Here is an 18,215-nt window from a genome sequence, read left to right on the forward strand (position 1 = left end):
AAAATAAATTTTATTTTAATGTATTTATGCCGCAAACAATGGACTAAAACCTTTCTTACGCAGTAGTTTGCGGTACATGCTGGAACTGCGGTCTGCTGGGAAATGCGCTTCAATGCTTAAATCCAAAGGCAAATATTCCGGCTTTTGTGATTCCGAGACTAATCGGTCTTCCTCAAATATTTTTAGGTTAAAGTCATAAGCATCTTCCACAGGCAAGTCCTTGTCATAATTACGGCAAATAGGCGCAAATAAGCGTGTAGAGCGGGCAGTCATCGGCGATGCTGCATTCATAATCACTTGCTTACTGTCGTTTGGAAAATGAATCGTTAAGGTTGCAGTAAACGGCAGATGAATTTCAAAATGACGCAACCATTGAAAGCCATCTTTGCCACGCTGTTCTAAACCAATTGGATAGCGTCCAACACTGCTCCAGTAATCTGCATTAAATCCTGTTTCTGTCTCAATAGTTTTATAGTCAGGTACTTCTACATTTTCAGGGTCGCCAAACGTATCGGGATGCACCCATGCAAAATGCGCAACATCAATGAAGCCTTCGAGCTGTCGGCCTGCAAAACACTGAAAATCTACAGCTGGGCACACCAGTTGTTGAAAGTCTGCATCCTCCCAATGAGGCATGACTGGAATGTTTGGCTCAGCTTCAGGATTGGCCGTTAAATTACACCAGACCAAACCATAGCGTTCGACTGCGGCATAAGTCCGTAAGTTAAAGCGCGGAGAAATTTTATGATCAGGATGGGCTGGAATGCGATTACAATGGCCATGTTCACCAAAACGTAAACCATGATAGCGACAAACCACACCTTGCCCATCATTTTTACCTAAGCTGAGCGGAACACCGCGGTGCGGGCAAGCATCTTTAGCGACAATGAGCTGATCGTTCATTTTATAAATCACCAAAGGCATGTCCAATAGCATCGTGCCATAAGGTTGCTCTGTAATGTCTCGCGCAAGTGCGATTGGATACCAATATTCAGCGAGTAAATGCCAGTCATGTTCTTCAAATGTCATGTGTACTGGCAAATCAGGATTAAAGGTCGCAATGGTTTTGCTGTTCATTTTTCTGTCATCAAGCTGGCTTTTTTAGAATATAGGTCAAGCTTGTGTTTAGATAAATTTCAATTATTGGAATGAAGTATGTGGTAAATCAGAACACTGCACTTTGACGATGAGTATAGTGACTGATGTAGCGTTGAGATTTAGGGAGGCAAAGTAGCTTGCTGTGTCATTAAAAGATGACATCCTGCTGAAGTGTTACCAAAATATATAAAAAACTGTGCTAAGAATATATTTGGTAAAATTAACTTACATATTGAATTTTAAAGAAAATTATTTAAATCAAAGCCTAGTGGTCAATTATCATCAAAGCGTCATAAAGTTGTAACTTAGTTGTCATATTCTAAAATCAAAATGCAGTTATCCAAATAAGTACAAAACTTAATAACAAAGTGGCGTACTCCAAAAATGCATCAACTGAGAGAGATGAGAATGCGCTTCAATAATATCGCACTTGCATTGGCACTAACTGGCGCGGCTGTAGCAACAACTGCAAACGCTGCGCGTGACACGATTCAAATCGCTGGTTCTTCTACAGTTTTACCGTATGCAAGTATTGCAGCGGAAGAATTTGGCAACACATTCCCACAATTTAAAACCCCAGTTGTTGGTTCTGGTGGTACTTCAGGTGGTTTGAAACAATTCTGTAATGGTGTGGGTGATAATACAATTGATATCGCAAACGCATCACGCAAAATTAAAGATACTGAATTAGCTGCTTGTAAAAAAGCCGGTGTGAATCAAGTATTAGAAATCAAAATTGGTTATGACGGCATTGTATTCGCATCTAACTCACATAAAGCTGCCTATAAATTACGTCCACAGCATGTATTTGCAGCTTTAGCCGCAGAGCTTCCTGCTAATGGCAAAATGATTCCTAACCCGTACACACGTTGGAATCAAATTGATAAATCTTTACCAAATGAACCGATCACTTTAGTAATTCCTGCATCTAACCACGGTACACGTGAAGTTTTCCAAGAGAAAATGGTTGATGCTGGCTGTGAAACTTATGAAGCTTTCGCAAAATTAGACAAAGACGCGCAGAAAAAAGCATGTTCTAACTTCCGTAAAGACGGCAAGGTCATTGAAATTGCTGGCGATTACACAGAAACATTAGCACGTTTGAAAACCTCTCCAAGTGCAGTGGGTGTATTTGGTTTAGGTTTCTATGACCAAAACCGTGACAAGCTACGTGTTGCGACAGTAAACAATGTTGTACCTTCTGAGAAAACGATTCTAAACGGTTCTTACCCAGTATCTCGTCCATTGTTCTTCTACGTGAAAGGCGAGCACTTAAAAGCAATTAAAGGCTTAAAAGAATACACAGAATTCTTTATTAGCAAAAAAGTGACAGGCAAAGGCTCTAAGTTAGAAAAAGCTGGCTTAATTTCTATGTCTGACAAAGAACGTGCAAAAGTACTTGCTGACTTTAAAGCAGGTAAAGCGGTTAAGTAATAGAAAGACCATTGGCTGATGGCAGGGAAACCTGTCATTGGCTTTTTGCAAATACATTTTTTTCAAATAATGAAAATTGAAAAAATGGTGGAGAGTACATGAATCTACTGCTTATAGGGGTGCTACTGGCAATTGTAGCAATAGCCTATCAGGTTGGTTTAACCAAAAGCCGTAACTTGGCTGGCAAGGGAAATAATTCGGCAATGCTGCATTCGCGTCCAGGCTATTATGGCGCGTTGGTTGCACTTTGGTGTGGTATCCCAGCTTTTTTAATTTTGATTGTTTGGAATATTGTTGAACCTAGCATTTTTAAGCATGTAGTGCTAAGCAATGTGCCTGAGCAAATTAAAGCCACTATGGATCCAGCAAGTATTAGTGTGCTGATTGATCGTGTACAAGCGATTGCTTCGGGCTTTGGTGTGAGTGATACGCCTGCTCAATATGAAATAGCAGCTGCAGAACATTTAAAACACGTGGAGTCGATCGGCTCTTTTGCAAAATTGGCCGTGGTCCTGTGTAGTGCGCTATTAGGATTGGTCTGGGCGAAGCGTCGTGTTGCATCGCAATTTCGTGCACGTAACCAAGTCGAAAAAGTACTGAATATTGGCTTAGCACTATGTTCGGGCGTGGCAATTTTAACAACGGTCGGCATTGTAATGTCGATGTTTAGCGAAGCAATGCGCTTTTTTAGTTTTGTGAGCCCAATGGATTTCTTCTTTGGTACGGTATGGAATCCAGGCTTTAGTACCTCGGGTAATGCCGAAGGCAGTTATGGTTTATTGCCATTGCTGTGGGGTACGTTGATGGTCAGTGGTATTGCATTACTTGTTGCAGTACCTGTTGGTTTGATGATTGCTATTTACTTAGCCGAATATGCTAAACCAAGTTTTCGAGCTTGGGCAAAACCAGCAATTGAAGTATTAGCAGGTATTCCAACCATCGTTTATGGTGTGTTTGCGCTGATGATTATTGGACCATTTATTAAACAAATGGGGGCTTATATCGGCTTAGACATTAATGCGACCAGTGCTTTAACTGCAGGTTTTGTCATGGGTATCATGATTATTCCTTTTGTCTCTTCACTGTCAGACGACATTATTACCCAAGTGCCTCGTGCACTACGTGATGGTTCATTGGGTTTAGGTGCAACCAAATCCGAAACGATCCGCCAAGTGGTACTTCCAGCAGCATTGCCGGGCATCATTGGGGCATTCTTATTGGCCGCTTCCCGTGCGATTGGCGAAACCATGATTGTGGTACTGGCTGCAGGTAATAGCCCACTTCTCCATGTGAACCCTTTAGAAGCAGTATCAACAGTGACGATTACCATTGTGAATCAGTTAACGGGCGATACAGATTTTGCTAGTCCGCAGGCGTTGGTGGCATTCGCATTAGGTTTAACCTTATTTGTGATTACCTTGGGTCTCAACATTGTTGCACTGTATATCGTGCGCAAATACCGTGAGCAATACGAATAATGAGTACTTCAAATACATCTTCTATGGATCAGGCGTTGGATCCACGTGTTGCAGCAGAGCAACGAGAAAAGCGTAAAAAAATTATCGAAAGTTCTTTGTCAAAGCGTCATCGCAAAGAAAAAGCATTTCGTATCTTTGGCTTTTCAGCGGTTATTACGGGCTTGTGCTTTGTTGTCTTGTTATTTGGAAGTATCTTAATTAAAGGTCTTCCAGCATTTTGGCAAAGCTCGATGAATGTGCCTGTCTATTTTGATCCAACGATTATTACAGCAGGACCTAAGCCAGTTCAAAAAACGGGTGAAGCGCCAGCACATTATCAAGAACGCTATATTGCATGGCAAACTGAAATGGGCATGGTAGATTGGGATGCGCTGATCGTTAACGGCCTTATTTCAAAAGACAAAGCGCTTGAAGCAAAACGTGACGATTTAACGAGTTTATATACCAGTTCAGAAGCTTATCGTTTACGCGATATGGTCTTTGCGGATCCATCTTTGGTGGGTAAAAAAGAAGACCTGAAAATTTTAGCTGATGCGAATGTGGATGTATGGTTGGCGGGGAATATCAATCGCTCATTGCCAGATGATCAACAACAGTTGAGCCCAGAAGTACGTCAATTGGCAGACCAGTTAAAAGCGCAAGGCATTATTAGCAATACTTTTAACACCAATATTTTCACCAGCCCAGACTCACGTAGTTCACCTGCAACTTCAGGCTTAGCAGGTGCATTTATGGGCTCGTTATTCATGATGCTCATTGTGATTGTGATCTCAATTCCAATTGGTGTTGCTTCGGCAATTTACCTCGAAGAATTTGCACCTAAAAACTGGATCACAGACGTGATTGAAGTGAATATTAATAACTTGGCTGCAGTTCCATCGATTGTATTTGGTTTGCTGGGCGCTTCAATTTTTATCGGTTGGTTACATTTACCTCTATCTGCACCGTTGGTAGGTGGTTTGGTTTTAAGCTTAATGACACTTCCAACAGTCATTATTACCACACGTGCATCACTTAAAGCTGTGCCACCTTCAATTCGTCAAGCTGCTTTAGGCTTGGGTGCATCACGCTTACAAACCGTATTTCACCATGTATTGCCTTTGGCCTTACCCGGGATTTTAACAGGTGCAATTATTGGTGTGGCGCAAGCACTGGGTGAGACCGCACCGCTTCTATTAATTGGTATGAGTGCATTTGTTGCCAGTGTACCTGCAACACCATTGGATCAATCTTCAGCATTACCTGTGCAAATATTTTTATGGCAGGGTAATGAAATGCGTAACTTCTTTGAGGGCAGAACAGCAGCAGCCATTATTGTACTGTTGGCACTCATGATTGGCTTAAATAGCTTGGCTATTTGGTTACGAAAGAAATTTGAAGTTCGTTGGTAATAGGATTAAAACATGAATACAGCAACGGCAACATCTACAACGAATTCCTCAAATCAGGATAAGTCAGTGAATCAAAACGAAACGCAATTTACGTCTGATGACGCAGTCGCTCAAGCTCCTGCAACGTCTTTTGTCTCTCAATTTGATACGCAAGCTTCTGCAAAAAAAGATGCAAAGAGTGCAAATGTAAAATTGAGCACAACAGATGTGCATGTTTATTATGATGAAGCTGAAGCAATTAAAGGCATTGATCTCAATATTTATGAAAATGAAGTGATTGCTTTTATTGGTCCATCAGGCTGTGGTAAGTCTACATTTTTACGTACCTTAAACCGTATGAATGACACGATTGATAGCTGTCGTGTAACGGGTAAGGTGATGCTGGACAACCAAGACATTTATGATCCGAATTTGGACGTGGTATTACTACGTGCTCAAGTCGGTATGGTTTTCCAAAAGCCAAATCCATTTCCAAAGTCAATTTTTGATAACGTGGCATACGGTCCAAAATTACATGGCCTAGCACGTGATAAATACGACATGGAAGAAATTGTAGAAAATAGTTTACGTAAAGCTGGCTTATGGGACGAAGTAAAAGATCGTCTTAGCCAGCCTGGTACAGGCTTATCTGGCGGTCAGCAACAACGTTTATGTATTGCGCGTACGATTGCGGTTTCACCTGAAGTGATTTTAATGGATGAGCCATGTTCTGCACTTGACCCGATTGCAACTGCAAAAGTCGAAGAGTTAATTTCAGAGCTTTCTACACAATACACCATTGCGATTGTGACACACTCAATGCAACAGGCAGCACGCGTATCAGACCGTACTGCATACTTCCATTTGGGTGACTTGATTGAAGTGAACTCAACCGAAAAAGTATTTACACAACCCGACCATCAGTTAACTGAAGCTTATATTACTGGCCGTTTCGGTTGAGTTGGATTATTTTAAAATTTTTAAAAACAGAGTCTTAGGGCTCTGTTTTTTTTGTTATGCTGATTGCTTAATATTTAAGATATGAACATGAATATAAAGCAATATGAAATATTCCAACCAACAAGCATTGGCTGAAGAGATTCAAGCTTCAGTGAATAAAGCTTTATTTGGTACAGTGCATTTTGGCAAACTCTATGCTTCCCTGGTGGTCATGATGAGCCTGATCGCAGCGATGTTTATACCGCATGAAGGTTTTTTTGCCACATCCCAAAGTACGGGTATGACCAATTATCACCGCTGGTTATATGATGTTTATGTGATTAGCTCATGTATTACAGGCGTGGTTATTTTTTTGCGTTTACAGCACAAAAAGCATGATGTGAAATTTCGTCGTCTATGGCACTGCGCCACTAAAATCAGTGCAGAAGAGCGGTTTAGAGAATATCAATATGCACAATCGCAGTCGAAAGTGACGATCCTATATTCAAGTAAAATTTTATTTTACGCAGTGTTATTAGGGTTTACGGTTGGCGTGATTGCAATGTATGTATGGATGACACCATTTGCAGGAACCTACAAATCATCATTTTGGATTTTGGCATGGTGGCCTATTAACGCTCTAATTATATGGGCATTATATTGTTGTCAAAGTTATCTTTTCTTAAGGCTTTTTTCTACGGAAGATATGCATAAGCATTTTCTAAAATTAAAACGCGAAGCACAAAGACAGGCCAAGAAAAGCATGCTCCAAAAGGATAGCTCCCAAGAACTGGTCTAGTACTGACTGTGTAAGTTCAATATATCTAAAAGATATTTTTAATTGGGTCGGTTGGGGCTAAATAATGCAGTGGAACATTTTGAACACGATGATTTAGGCTTATGTTGTGATTGGAATAATTTAATATTTGAAAAAATTTGAATTTTTATTTAATAAAATTATGATATACAAATATTTATTTATACCATTTGTTGTATTATGATGTTTTTAAACATGGCATAAGAAGCGTATGACTCCAGATAAACAGCAAGCTGAATTATTAAAACAGACGCATAAAGAAATATTTCAGAGCTGTTTTTGGTACAGCTTATATTGCACATGCTGTTGCGATATTTATGGTTGCAGCCAGCCTGATTTTAGCTGTTTTTGTGCCTCATGATGGATTATTTGCAACGGCATCCAGTGCTGGTATGAGTAATTATCACCGCTGGTTGTACGATGCATTTGTGATCGCCATTATTATTATGTGGCCCGTACTTTATATTTTAATTCATCGTCAGTTCGAGCAAGGCGAAGGGCGACAAGCATGGCGTGAATATACGCGGGCACATGCGCAGTTTAAAATGAACAGATTTCTAAAAGCAGAAGCGCAGGGTAAAAAGGCATTGCTAGACAGTTGGCTTTCGGAAGGACTGGTTTGCATGATGATTATTGTAGTTTTAATCCTGATGTATTCAGTTTTGACCCCGAACGAGTCGAGTCATCGCGGTTATTTTTGGATTCAAACATGGTGGCCGATCAATGCCGCACTCATTGGGGTATTTTACTATATGATCTTTTGCTTATATGTTCGGTTATTTGCTGTGACAGAGGTTGACCGTCAAGATATGTTGTTGCATGTTCAGGCAGAGCGAGCATTACGTAAAGCACTCGAAAAAGATGAACAACAAGTTGCGGAAGATGTCTAAGTTTGAGCCAGCAAGTGTGCTTTAAAATAGCAAGTGTCGAGAAAAAGGTGTAATTCGCAAAAATGCTATTGAAAAAACATACAATTGGCCTAATCTAAAAATATAAGCCTCGTGCCGATTTGAGAAAAGAAAATATTATGTTATTTCATACATCTAAACTGCCTGCAGAAATCCGCATCAGTCATTTGAATGCGCGTATTAATGAACAAAGAAAAAAAATTGCGCAAACTACTGCTTCAAAATTTGAGCTCTTGCAATTGACACAGCAACTGTCAAAAGAAGCACGTGCACGTAAAAAGACCAATGAAAAAATTTATGTCTTAGATTTTAATGGCGATACAGCTGCATCTGCTGTTGCGAGTTTACGTGAAGAAATTACTTTAATTTTAGCCACAGCAAAAGCAGGGCGTGACCGTGTCGTGCTTCGTTTAGAAAGCCCTGGAGGCATGGTTCATGGCTATGGTCTGGCTGCTGCGCAACTTGTTCGCCTACGTGACGCAGGTTTCCATTTAACTATTTGTGTAGATAAAGTGGCTGCCAGCGGTGGCTATATGATGGCATGTATTGCATCTGAAATTGTATCTGCGCCGTTTGCAGTTGTCGGTTCAATTGGTGTGGTTGCACAAGTGCCGAACTTCAACCGCTTGCTAAAAGAAAAGCATATCGACTTTGAGTTATATACAGCTGGCCAATTCAAACGTACTGTCACCATGTTTGGTGAAAATACCGCTGAAGGCAAAGCCAAGTTTGAAGAAGAATTACAACAAACGCATAACTTATTCAAACACTTTGTGGAAAAATACCGTCCGCAATTGAATGTAGAAAAAGTGGCAACTGGCGAGCATTGGTATGGCCAAGATGCAATTGATCTGAATTTGGTGGATCAACTTAAAACATCAGATGAATACTTATTAGGCTTATTACCACAGCATGACGTGTACCTGATCCAGACGCGTAAAAAACCAACTTTGGGTGAAAAACTAGGCTTGCAGGCAGCGCAAATGGCTGATGGCTTAGTCCCTGTGCTAATGTCTAAAGTGATGGAGTCACTGAGTAAAGCCAATTCGAGTCTCGTGCAGTTGCGTGATCCAAAACTCTAAAATTGTATTGATTATGATGTATTTAAAGCTCACTTTGGTGGGCTTTTTTTATGGAAAAATAAACGAATGTGGTAGATTGCTCTTTAAGCGAAATATCGACTGGAATCATGTCTAATTTTTTGATTATTTTAGGGTTAATCTTATTTTTCTTTTGTTTCTTTGGGTTTATTGCAAGCTTAGTGGTGTATTTGCCAAAAGCCGAAAAAGAAGGGGAAAAATGGGCTGTCTTTCCATTTGTGGTGATGGGCTTAATGTTGATGTTTGGGGGAGTGTCTTATCATGTTGGCATGTCGATGAAAAAAGAAAAGCCCATGGTACTTTCAAAAGCATGTGCTGTCGTGGTGGGCTATAAGCATTATGAGAACTGTCGTGGTAGAGCTCAGACGCGTTGCAATCCCTATGAAAAAATTTTATTAAAATTTGAAGGTTCAGCCTATACCCGCGATATGCGCTTTGATGTGGGTTTGGCGCGTAAGCAAGTGAATGAAAGAGTATGTTTCCGCTTTTATGACCGCTTTAAATATTCACATTTAAAAAGTTCAAACATTGTTGAGTGGCTCGCGCCTTAGCAGCTCATTTAGAGGGGAATCATGTTTGGCATGATGGTTTTTATTGGTTTGCTGACTTTGGTGATCGTCCCATTTATGACGGTTATTTTTATTGTGCCCAAATTAAAGGATAAAAATCATCGAGATACTTATCCATATTATGCTGTGTTGCCGGGTTGTTTAATTTTAGCTTTAGCTGCGTATTTAAAAGAAGAAAAAGTAATTTTACCGTCACAGGCATGTGGTGTTGTGCAGTTTTATAAGACCTATTCAACTAAGAATGATCATTTTGAGCGAATTACGATTCTATTTGATGGCCGAAAATATAATCGACATTTACGCTTTGATGACAATATGAGTCGTAAAGATAAAGGTGTTTATGTCTGTTTTGAATATTTGGATAAATTTGCATACCCAGATTTGGCTGAATCTAAAATTTTAAAATGGGTTGATCGCTAATTTGCTCTATTATTGCGGGTTGAGGAAATTGCACACATGATGACACTGCTGTTTATTTTAACTGGCGTCATTTGCTTCATAGTTTGGCCTTGGCTGTATCTGCTACATTTTCGTAGCGTGGAAACTCAGACCTTAAAACAGTATGTGTTGTTGTTTGGCCCAGCAGTGGCGTTGCTGGCAGGCTATATTTATTATTCATCACAGCAGACCGATATTCGCTCTGAAGCTTGTGGCACAGTTGTGGCTTATCAGCGTTATATGAGCAGTGGCAATAAAAACAAAAGACAGCCTTTTGAGCGGGTTGAAATTTTAGTGAATCATGCAAAATTTACACGGCATTTACGCATAGATGATGAGCTGCAAAAAAAGCCAGTGGGCGCAAAAGTTTGCTTTAAATATTATGACCGAAAATTGAATCCGCACATGTCAGATTCAATTTTAATTGATTGGACTACATAAATGTTTAGCTTAAATGCCTGAGGACATCTGTTTAACTTTCTTCAATAGATTTTGATTTGATTAAACACATAGCGCCAGTGATCATTGCTCCCAGTGTTGCCAGCAGCATATCTTTATGCGCATCCCACATGTCGCCTTGTTGGCCGTTATAGTTTTCTGCTTCTTCAGGAGAGAGTCCGATTGCAATCAGCCACTCAATCCATTCATAAAACAGGCTGGTAGCCATTACAAATTGAATGACCAATACATACAGCGTAAATGGTTTGAGTGAAGGCAACCAAACCTGAAATAAGCGAAGAAACAGCGGATAGAGCAATAAGCCGTAAGCCAAATGCACCAAGCGATCATACATATTACGTGACCAACCCATAGTTTGATCGAGCTTGAAGCCAAAGAGTGTTTGCGTCCAATCACTATAAGGTACATAAGAATACAGATAAAGTGCGCCAAGAATGTGAATGAGCAAAAAGCCGATGTAGAGTGCGAAGCTATAAAAGCTTAGGCCAACTTTGTAGAAGCATAAAAACAGTAGGCCAAGCATGAGTACTGTGCCGACCTGATGCAGTAAGTAAGGTGCAAACTCTAAGGGATCAATGCTCGCCAACACGATAGCGATCAGCAAAATGCTCAGCATGATCCAATGTTTAAGCTGTAGTTTTGTTTCAATCATTTTTGTTATTCGTGAAAAGTTAAAAGAGAAGCTAAATTTTACGGTTTGAGTTTAATGTGAAACTGAGTTTTTAGCATTGAATTTTGTTAAACAGGTTTTAGTCTTTTCTCTTGTGAAAGGGGCGACGTACTTTATGCTTATGAGAAGAAACTGCGATGATGACATCCTGAGTGAGTATGTCGAATTGGCAATTTAGCGCTTGAATCCGTTACACTTAGCGACTGTATTTTAAATTGATTCGAGACAGCGCATGGCGGTTGTAGAAGCATTTGTTGCACAACAAAATTGCTATTTTAACTATGAATTTGAAGAACTAAACCAGTTAAATGGTGATTTCCCAGAAGAGTTGTCTGTCTCTTTGCGTGGTATGTTGTATCGCCATGAAATTCAGTATCCAAATGCAACGTATTATATTTACTTTAGCGACTTACTTACTGGCTGTGAATTACAATGTATGAAGGATGATTGGGCGAAGTATTGTCCTGTGGAATAAAAATTCTCTCTCCTTGTAGGAGATGAGAAACACTGTTTCGCAAGGGAGCGGTTAAAGTCCTCATCCACCTGCAGCGCAATACTCTTCATTCTAAGGGCAGAAGAAGCTTTTAGTGGTGATTTCGACAAGCCTATGTTGAATAAAAAAAGCGAAGCCTGAGCTTCGCTTTTTTTACTTTAAGCTAAATTAGATTTTAGCAATCAAGTCTTTGATTTGTTTTGCTTGTTCTGCTGCATTACCTGTGTAAGTTGCAGGAGTCATTTCTGCAAGGCGCGCACGATCTTCAGCAGGAACTGCAGAAAGTTCGTTACCGTTGACGAAATCAACCATCATGTCACGTGTCATTGCTTGACCGCGAGTAAGAGCTTTTAGTTTTTCGTATGGTTTTTCAACGTTGTAACGGCGCATAACAGTTTGAATTGGTTCAGCAAGAACTTCCTGAGCGTGGTCAAGATCTTCAAGAATACGCGCAGCATTCAATTCAAGTTTACCAATACCTTTTAAGCAAGCTTCAAAAGCGATTAAGCTTTGCGCTAAACCAACACCCATGTTACGAAGAACTGTAGAGTCAGTTAAGTCACGTTGCCAGCGAGAAATAGGAAGTTTTTCGCCAAGGTGGGCCAATACTGCATTTGCAATACCCAAGTTACCTTCAGAGTTTTCGAAGTCAATTGGGTTAACTTTATGCGGCATAGTTGAAGAACCCACTTCACCTTCTTTCAAACGTTGTTTGAAGAAACCAAGTGAGATGTAGCCCCAAACGTCACGGTTAAAGTCAATTAACACAGTGTTGAAACGACGAAGTGCATCAAACATTTCTGCGATGTAGTCGTGTGGTTCAATTTGAGTTGTGTACGGGTTGAATGTTAAACCTAGTGATTCAACAAATGCTTGCGAGTGAGCAGGCCAGTTAATTTCTGGGTAAGCAGAGTAGTGCGCATTGTAGTTACCTACAGCACCGTTAATTTTACCTAGAAGTTCAACATTGTTGAATTGTTTGATTTGGCGAGCAAGGCGGTAAGCCACGTTTGCCATTTCTTTACCCAAAGTTGTCGGGCTTGCAGTTTGACCGTGTGTACGAGACAACATTGGTTGTTCAGCGTGAGTTTCAGCCAAAGCAGCAATCGCATCTACGATTTGTTGCATAGATTCAACCAGTACTGCACGACCGTTTTTCAGCATTAAAGCATGAGACAAGTTGTTGATGTCTTCAGAAGTACATGCAAAGTGAATGAATTCACCCGCATTTTTAAGTTCTGCGATGTCAGCAATTTGTTCTTTTAGGAAGTACTCAACGGCTTTAACGTCGTGGTTGGTTGTACGTTCGATTTCTTTAATGCGGTTTGCATTGTCTTCAGAGAAGTTTGCAACAATTGCGTCAAGCGCTGCATTTGTTTCAGCTGAGAAAGCTGGCACTTCTGTGATTTCAGGACGGTTTGCAAGCGCTTGTAACCAACGCACTTCAACAGTCACACGAGCGTGGATTAAACCAAACTCAGAGAGGAAGGGACGGAGTGCATCACATTTGCTTGCGTAGCGTCCATCTAATGGAGAAAGTGCGGTTAAAGCGTTCATAGCGATTCCTTAAACTTTGGAATTAAACGTAAAACAAAAAAGCCCGAGTACAGCATCATTCAAACAGTCTGATACTGTAAACGGGCAAGATCCTGAATATCCTGCAGTAGCTTGCGCTTACTAAAAATCATGCCCCAAGAGCTACCACCCAGTTGGCGCCATAAATGCGCCATTTGCAGGCCTGTAAATAACGAGGCACGAATGCGATTGGTGTGGTTTGAGTCTTTAAAGGCTTCAGCATTGCCACGAACCATAATGCGTGGATTAATTGATCCAGCGGTTTCGACATAGGTTTGTGCGAGGTTGGCAATGATGCTGGGGTGTAAATAGTTATTATCAAAAAATGAAAGTTGCTTTAATATTTTTTGTTGGGACTGTTCAATAATTTCGACAAATTTGGGATTGCTATAAACTTTCTTTTCTAGTTGTAACAGTGCCATTGCGTAGTTCATTGGCAGTTTAGTATTGGCAAGTTTTGGCAATCTGGATTTAGGTGACGTATTAAATGGGTGGTTAATGCTGTTTTCTAAGGTTTTTAAACCGAGGGAGATGTCGGCCAATTGATTAAAGAAAGCTAACGTTTGACACTGGCATGGGCCACTTGGTCGAATATTTAAGCTGGCTTTAATCAATTGTTCAAAATAGAAGTTACCGCTTTCACCAATACTCTGGCGACCCGTTAGCGCAGTCATGTGCGTTAACTGGGTGGCTTGAAAAACACCTGCCAACGCTAATGCGCGATTTTGACGGGTGTTCAGAGTCTGGGGCTGTTGAAACGGTAACTCTGTCATGCCGAGACAATCCTTATTGAATAAAATCCGGTTTAGGTGCATTGGTATGATGAATCACACCACCGCCTAAACAAACTTCACCTGCATAGAATACAACGCTTTGACCTGGCGTCACGGCGCGCTGTGCTTCATCAAATTCTACACGTACGCCATTTGGTGCGTCTGGGTCTTTGTACAAGGTACATACCTGATCACCTTGGCGGTAGCGTGTTTTTGCAGTACAGCGGAAACCTGTTTCAGGAATCTCTTGCTCACCTGCAACCCAATCAATGGCTTCAGACCATAAGATGGTGCTTTGCATGAGTGGGTGTTCATGGCCTTGGCCGACCACTAAACGGTTACCTTCGATATCTTTATGCAGTACAAACCAAGCGCCTTCTGCAACGCCTTTCATACCACCAATACCAATGCCACCGCGCTGGCCGAGCGTATAGTACATTAAGCCGTGATGATCACCAACCTCTTTGCCATCTTCAAGCACAATTTTTCCAGGCTGCGCTGGTAAATATTGTTTTAAGAAGTCATTAAAACGTCGTTCGCCAATAAAGCAGATGCCGGTTGAGTCTTTTTTCTTCGCAGTGGCTAGGCCTAATTCTTCCGCAATTTTACGAACTTGCGGTTTTTCAATCTCGCCGACAGGGAACAAAGTTTTATTAATTTCACGGCCATGAACGGCATGTAAAAAGTAAGTTTGGTCTTTGTTGTTGTCTACACCGCGAAGTAAAGATGCATATTCTTCACCACGTGAGTTTTTAAGTGTTTCCCCTCTACGGCAGTAATGGCCAGTGGCAATAAAGTCTGCACCAAGGTTCACAGCATGGTCTAAAAACGCACGGAATTTAATTTCTTTGTTGCACAGAATATCTGGGTTAGGGGTACGGCCAGCGGCATATTCTGCAAGGAAATGTTCGAACACGCGGTCCCAATATTCCATTGCAAAGTTTGCTGTGTGTAATTTAATACCAATTTTATCGCAAACAGCCTGTGCATCAGCAAGGTCGTCCATTGCTGTGCAGTATTCCGTGCCGTCATCTTCTTCCCAGTTTTTCATGAATAGGCCTTCAACTTGATAGCCTTGCTGAAGAAGAAGCGCTGCAGACACAGATGAGTCTACACCACCAGACATACCGACGATGACACGTTGTTGCATAGGATTAGGCATCCAAATTTGAAATGAGGGGAGAATTTTGGTGCTCATAAACGAGCGATAAAGGATATTTTTGACCAGACAAAGCATCTTGAACTGCTTTAATAACTAGCGGGCTACGCGCACGAGCTGTTTCTAGCAGTTCTTCTAATGTCATCCATTTTGGACCAACAATGCCTGTGTCCAATTCTGCTTCTGGAAAATATTCCAGCACATGCGCTAAAAAGCAGAAACGGAAATAGGTACGGTCTGGATACATTGGAGGCGTATAAGTATAAATGCCTAAAAGCGCATCTACGTCTACCGCATGGCCAGTTTCTTCCATGGTTTCGCGTATGGCTGCTTGAATGATGGTTTCACCGCATTCGACATGACCTGCAGGCTGATTAAACACAGTATGCGTTACGCCTTGGGTATGTTCTTCAACAAACAGGAATTTTCCGTCTTTTTCAACAACAGTTGCAACGGTAACGTGCGCAGTCCAAGCGGTCATATAACAGCACCATGGTAAGGGATGCGCTATTGTATAAAATTTTGGGGTGTGTGGCTATGTCGAACTGAACATTAAAGCTTACAGGGTGATAAAGATGCCGAGTTTCACTGGAAATTTTGCCTGAACCGATCAGCATTTTAACAGACTGATCAAACACTCACATTTATTTTGCATAATGAATAATATTATAAAAAATTACGTCGTGATTACTGTGATTAAGGTAGCGATGTACCTGATCTGCATGAAAACGAATACTTTCTCCAGTATTGGCCACATAGTGCTGATCTTCAGTCTGAATAGTGATACTGCCATTCAAAGGCAAAATATCTTCAATCACACCTTTTTCATGGATAGATGAATCATGCGATGAGTTAGCTTTTAAAGTAATGTGTAAAATTTCATATCCAAGTGTGGCATCAAATGCTTGTAAGACTTTAACAGAGAGCGCTTCGTCTTGATGCTTAAGCACGGCTGGATTTTGCTGTTCTGCAGGTAAGAAGGCACTTAAAGAGCTGTGAAACCCTAGGGCAATCTTCCAAAGCGTTTGCACAGTCGGATTAGATTCTTCACGCTCAATTTGACCCAGCATAGCCTTACTAATACCCGTCTCTTTTGCGGTTTGATCCAAACTCCAACCTTTTTCTGTACGAAGTTTTTTGAGTTGACTAGCAATATGCTTTAGCAATATGGACATTTCATCACCTATTTATATTGTGCGTTATAACGTACAATGAAATTCTTGTGCATTATAACGCACAAGCTTTTTATTGCTGAAGATTGATTTAAAAATTTTAAATAGCAGGTGGTAATGTGCGCGCGATTATTTATGGATTATTAGCATCCTGTTTTTTTTCTACGGCCTTTATTTTTAATCGGGCGATGGAAATAGAGGGCGGAAGCTGGATGTGGAGCTCTTCGTTGCGCTTCTTTTGGATGGTGCCAATGCTACTTTTGATTGTTGCTGTTCGTGGCAAGTTAGCGTCCAGCTTGCAACATTTAAAAGAGAATTTTAAACAATATTTACTCTGGAGCACGGTTGGCTTTGGACTGTTTTACGCGCCATTAACCTTTGCAAGTATTTATTCTCCAGGTTGGCTGATTGCTGGAAGTTGGCAAACGACCATTATTGCGGGATCTTTATTGGTGCCGTTTTTGGGCGCAGGTGCATCTCAGGCTCAGGGTAGTGTATGGCCGAAACTGCCTTGGAAAGAGCTAAAGTGGTCGAGTGTGATTATTTTAGGGGTGATTCTGATTTTGTGGGATCAAATGAGCAGTATCAGTTGGACATTGGCTTTAGCAGGCTTTATTCCAGTGGTATTTGCAGCCTTTATGTACCCATTAGGCAATCGAAAAATGATGCAAGTGTGTCAAGGCAAAGTAGAAACACCTGAGCGGGTACTCAATATGACGTTGGCAAGTTTACCGTTTTGGGCGGTGATTGCCGTGTTTGGCTTGCTCGATCATGGATTGCCTTCAAGTAGTCAGGTTTCATACGCATTTTTAGTGGCTTTATTTTCTGGGGTGATTGCGACTTTATTGTTTTTCTCAGCAACCAATTTGGTGCATACCCAGCCAAATCAATTGGCGATGGTTGAAGCCACTCAAGCTGGTGAGTTGCTATTTACTTTATTGGGCGAAATGGTTTTTTTAAATATGGGTTTACCATCGAAGCTTGCACTATTCGGCGTATTTTTAATTGGCTTAGGTATGGTGGTACATAGTATGGCTTCTATAAAAATTCAAAAAAGCGCGAAGTTACAAGAAGGCAACTAGCCTTTGCTTATAAGGTTTGAAGCGTTCGCATAAGGATGAATTGATTAATTATTGATGATAATAAAAAGCGCGTTATGCCGCGCTTTTTATATTTTTAGCTTAACTTTGCTCTAGATAATTATTCGCAACCTTTACATAATGCCGTGCTGAATAGGGTAAAAACTCTTTTTCTTTATCCGTGAGTGGACGGACTTTTTGTACAGGACTTCCTACATATAAATAGCCACTTTCTAAGCGTTTACGCGGTGGAACTAGCGAGCCTGCACCAATCATCACATCATCTTCAATAATGGCATCATCTAAAATAATGCTACTGATGCCAACCAATACACGGTTACCAATGGTACAACCATGTAATTTAACATGATGACCAATCGTGACATCTTCACCGATAATAAGTGGAGAGCCTTCAGGCTTATCGGCTTTTTTATGGCTGACATGGAGCATGGCATGATCTTGCACATTGGAATTTTTACCAATATGAATGTGATTGACATCGCCACGGATCACGGCAAAAGGCCAAACTGAGACATTTTCCGCCAGTTGAACTTCACCAATCACCACTGACATTTCATCAATATAGCAAGTGGCTTCAATTTTGGGATTATGGTGTAAATAGGGGCGGATATTTTTGTTCATAACGGTCCGTCGCAAATAATAAATATTCCTTAGAGTATAAAA

At 40.8% G+C, this 18,215-nt stretch carries 20 protein-coding genes; 12 read left to right on the plus strand and 8 right to left on the minus strand.

Annotated elements, in window-relative coordinates; genetic code table 11:
* Positions 1–24 precede the first annotated feature (24 nt).
* Positions 25–1,077, minus strand: coding sequence for a Rieske 2Fe-2S domain-containing protein (locus tag HYG93_RS06980; protein ID WP_178962113.1), 1,053 nt, complete (start codon positions 1,075–1,077; stop codon positions 25–27).
* Positions 1,078–1,506: 429 nt separating this feature from the next.
* Here HYG93_RS06980 and HYG93_RS06985 point away from each other — a divergent pair, with 429 nt between their 5' ends.
* The 10 genes from HYG93_RS06985 (at position 1,507) to HYG93_RS07030 (ending at position 10,592) form a co-directional block, all read left to right on the plus strand.
* On the plus strand, positions 1,507–2,532 hold the full coding sequence (locus tag HYG93_RS06985; RefSeq protein WP_106984685.1) for a substrate-binding domain-containing protein: 1,026 nt from the start codon (positions 1,507–1,509) through the stop codon (positions 2,530–2,532).
* A 98-nt stretch (positions 2,533–2,630) separates the two neighbouring features.
* Positions 2,631–4,010: a phosphate ABC transporter permease subunit PstC gene (gene pstC, locus HYG93_RS06990; protein WP_106984686.1), complete on the plus strand. Its 1,380-nt coding sequence runs from the start codon at positions 2,631–2,633 to the stop codon at positions 4,008–4,010.
* The gene (pstA, locus tag HYG93_RS06995) at positions 4,010–5,401 is read left to right on the plus strand and encodes a phosphate ABC transporter permease PstA (protein ID WP_106984687.1); all 1,392 of its coding nucleotides are present in this window, start codon (positions 4,010–4,012) and stop codon (positions 5,399–5,401) included. The genes pstC and pstA overlap by 1 nt, the downstream gene beginning before the upstream one ends.
* Before the next feature lie 12 nt (positions 5,402–5,413).
* Complete coding sequence (gene pstB, locus HYG93_RS07000) at positions 5,414–6,340, plus strand: phosphate ABC transporter ATP-binding protein PstB (RefSeq protein WP_106984688.1); 927 nt, start codon at positions 5,414–5,416, stop codon at positions 6,338–6,340.
* A 103-nt stretch (positions 6,341–6,443) separates the two neighbouring features.
* The gene (locus HYG93_RS07005) at positions 6,444–7,118 is read left to right on the plus strand and encodes a hypothetical protein (RefSeq protein WP_178962115.1); all 675 of its coding nucleotides are present in this window, start codon (positions 6,444–6,446) and stop codon (positions 7,116–7,118) included.
* 335 nt (positions 7,119–7,453) lie between these two features.
* Positions 7,454–8,026 carry a hypothetical protein gene (locus HYG93_RS07010; protein WP_178962117.1) on the plus strand — a complete coding sequence of 191 codons (573 nt, stop codon included), beginning with the start codon at positions 7,454–7,456 and terminating at the stop codon, positions 8,024–8,026.
* A gap of 137 nt (positions 8,027–8,163) precedes the next feature.
* A complete protein-coding gene (gene sohB, locus HYG93_RS07015) occupies positions 8,164–9,126 on the plus strand; it encodes a protease SohB (RefSeq protein ID WP_120366494.1) in 963 nt (320 codons plus the stop codon).
* A 107-nt stretch (positions 9,127–9,233) separates the two neighbouring features.
* Positions 9,234–9,695: a hypothetical protein gene (locus tag HYG93_RS07020; RefSeq protein ID WP_121594428.1), complete on the plus strand. Its 462-nt coding sequence runs from the start codon at positions 9,234–9,236 to the stop codon at positions 9,693–9,695.
* 21 nt (positions 9,696–9,716) lie between these two features.
* Positions 9,717–10,133 (plus strand): hypothetical protein, encoded by a 417-nt coding sequence (locus HYG93_RS07025; protein WP_121594427.1) that lies wholly within the window; start codon positions 9,717–9,719, stop codon positions 10,131–10,133.
* 36 nt (positions 10,134–10,169) lie between these two features.
* Complete coding sequence (locus tag HYG93_RS07030; RefSeq protein ID WP_121531641.1) at positions 10,170–10,592, plus strand: hypothetical protein; 423 nt, start codon at positions 10,170–10,172, stop codon at positions 10,590–10,592.
* A gap of 31 nt (positions 10,593–10,623) precedes the next feature.
* Here HYG93_RS07030 and HYG93_RS07035 read toward each other — a convergent pair whose 3' ends face one another.
* The gene (locus HYG93_RS07035; RefSeq protein WP_121594426.1) at positions 10,624–11,262 is read right to left on the minus strand and encodes a DUF2238 domain-containing protein; all 639 of its coding nucleotides are present in this window, start codon (positions 11,260–11,262) and stop codon (positions 10,624–10,626) included.
* A gap of 250 nt (positions 11,263–11,512) precedes the next feature.
* On the opposite strand from HYG93_RS07035, the gene HYG93_RS07040 reads away from it, so the two are divergent.
* Positions 11,513–11,755: a hypothetical protein gene (locus tag HYG93_RS07040; protein ID WP_106984696.1), complete on the plus strand. Its 243-nt coding sequence runs from the start codon at positions 11,513–11,515 to the stop codon at positions 11,753–11,755.
* Positions 11,756–11,941: 186 nt separating this feature from the next.
* Here the strand turns inward: HYG93_RS07040 and purB are convergent, their stop codons facing one another.
* From purB to HYG93_RS07065, 5 genes are all read right to left on the minus strand, one after another.
* Positions 11,942–13,330: an adenylosuccinate lyase gene (gene purB / locus HYG93_RS07045; protein WP_106984697.1), complete on the minus strand. Its 1,389-nt coding sequence runs from the start codon at positions 13,328–13,330 to the stop codon at positions 11,942–11,944.
* 59 nt (positions 13,331–13,389) lie between these two features.
* Entirely contained in the window at positions 13,390–14,121 is a 732-nt protein-coding gene (gene hflD, locus HYG93_RS07050) for a high frequency lysogenization protein HflD (protein ID WP_106984698.1), read from the minus strand.
* 13 nt (positions 14,122–14,134) lie between these two features.
* Complete coding sequence (gene mnmA / locus HYG93_RS07055; RefSeq protein WP_178962119.1) at positions 14,135–15,271, minus strand: tRNA 2-thiouridine(34) synthase MnmA; 1,137 nt, start codon at positions 15,269–15,271, stop codon at positions 14,135–14,137.
* Between the two features lie 4 nt (positions 15,272–15,275).
* Positions 15,276–15,761: an NUDIX hydrolase gene (locus HYG93_RS07060; protein WP_106984699.1), complete on the minus strand. Its 486-nt coding sequence runs from the start codon at positions 15,759–15,761 to the stop codon at positions 15,276–15,278.
* A 163-nt stretch (positions 15,762–15,924) separates the two neighbouring features.
* Positions 15,925–16,455 (minus strand): helix-turn-helix domain-containing protein, encoded by a 531-nt coding sequence (locus HYG93_RS07065; RefSeq protein ID WP_106984700.1) that lies wholly within the window; start codon positions 16,453–16,455, stop codon positions 15,925–15,927.
* Positions 16,456–16,571: 116 nt separating this feature from the next.
* On the opposite strand from HYG93_RS07065, the gene HYG93_RS07070 reads away from it, so the two are divergent.
* Positions 16,572–17,534, plus strand: a complete 963-nt coding sequence (locus HYG93_RS07070) for a multidrug resistance efflux transporter family protein (RefSeq protein WP_178962120.1) — start codon at positions 16,572–16,574, stop codon at positions 17,532–17,534.
* 99 nt (positions 17,535–17,633) lie between these two features.
* On the opposite strand, the gene HYG93_RS07075 is transcribed toward HYG93_RS07070, so the two are convergent.
* Complete coding sequence (locus HYG93_RS07075; RefSeq protein ID WP_120365974.1) at positions 17,634–18,173, minus strand: gamma carbonic anhydrase family protein; 540 nt, start codon at positions 18,171–18,173, stop codon at positions 17,634–17,636.
* Positions 18,174–18,215 lie beyond the last annotated feature (42 nt).

Source organism: Acinetobacter sp. SwsAc6 (assembly GCF_013391565.1).
Classification (GTDB): Bacteria; Pseudomonadota; Gammaproteobacteria; order Pseudomonadales; family Moraxellaceae; genus Acinetobacter; species Acinetobacter cumulans.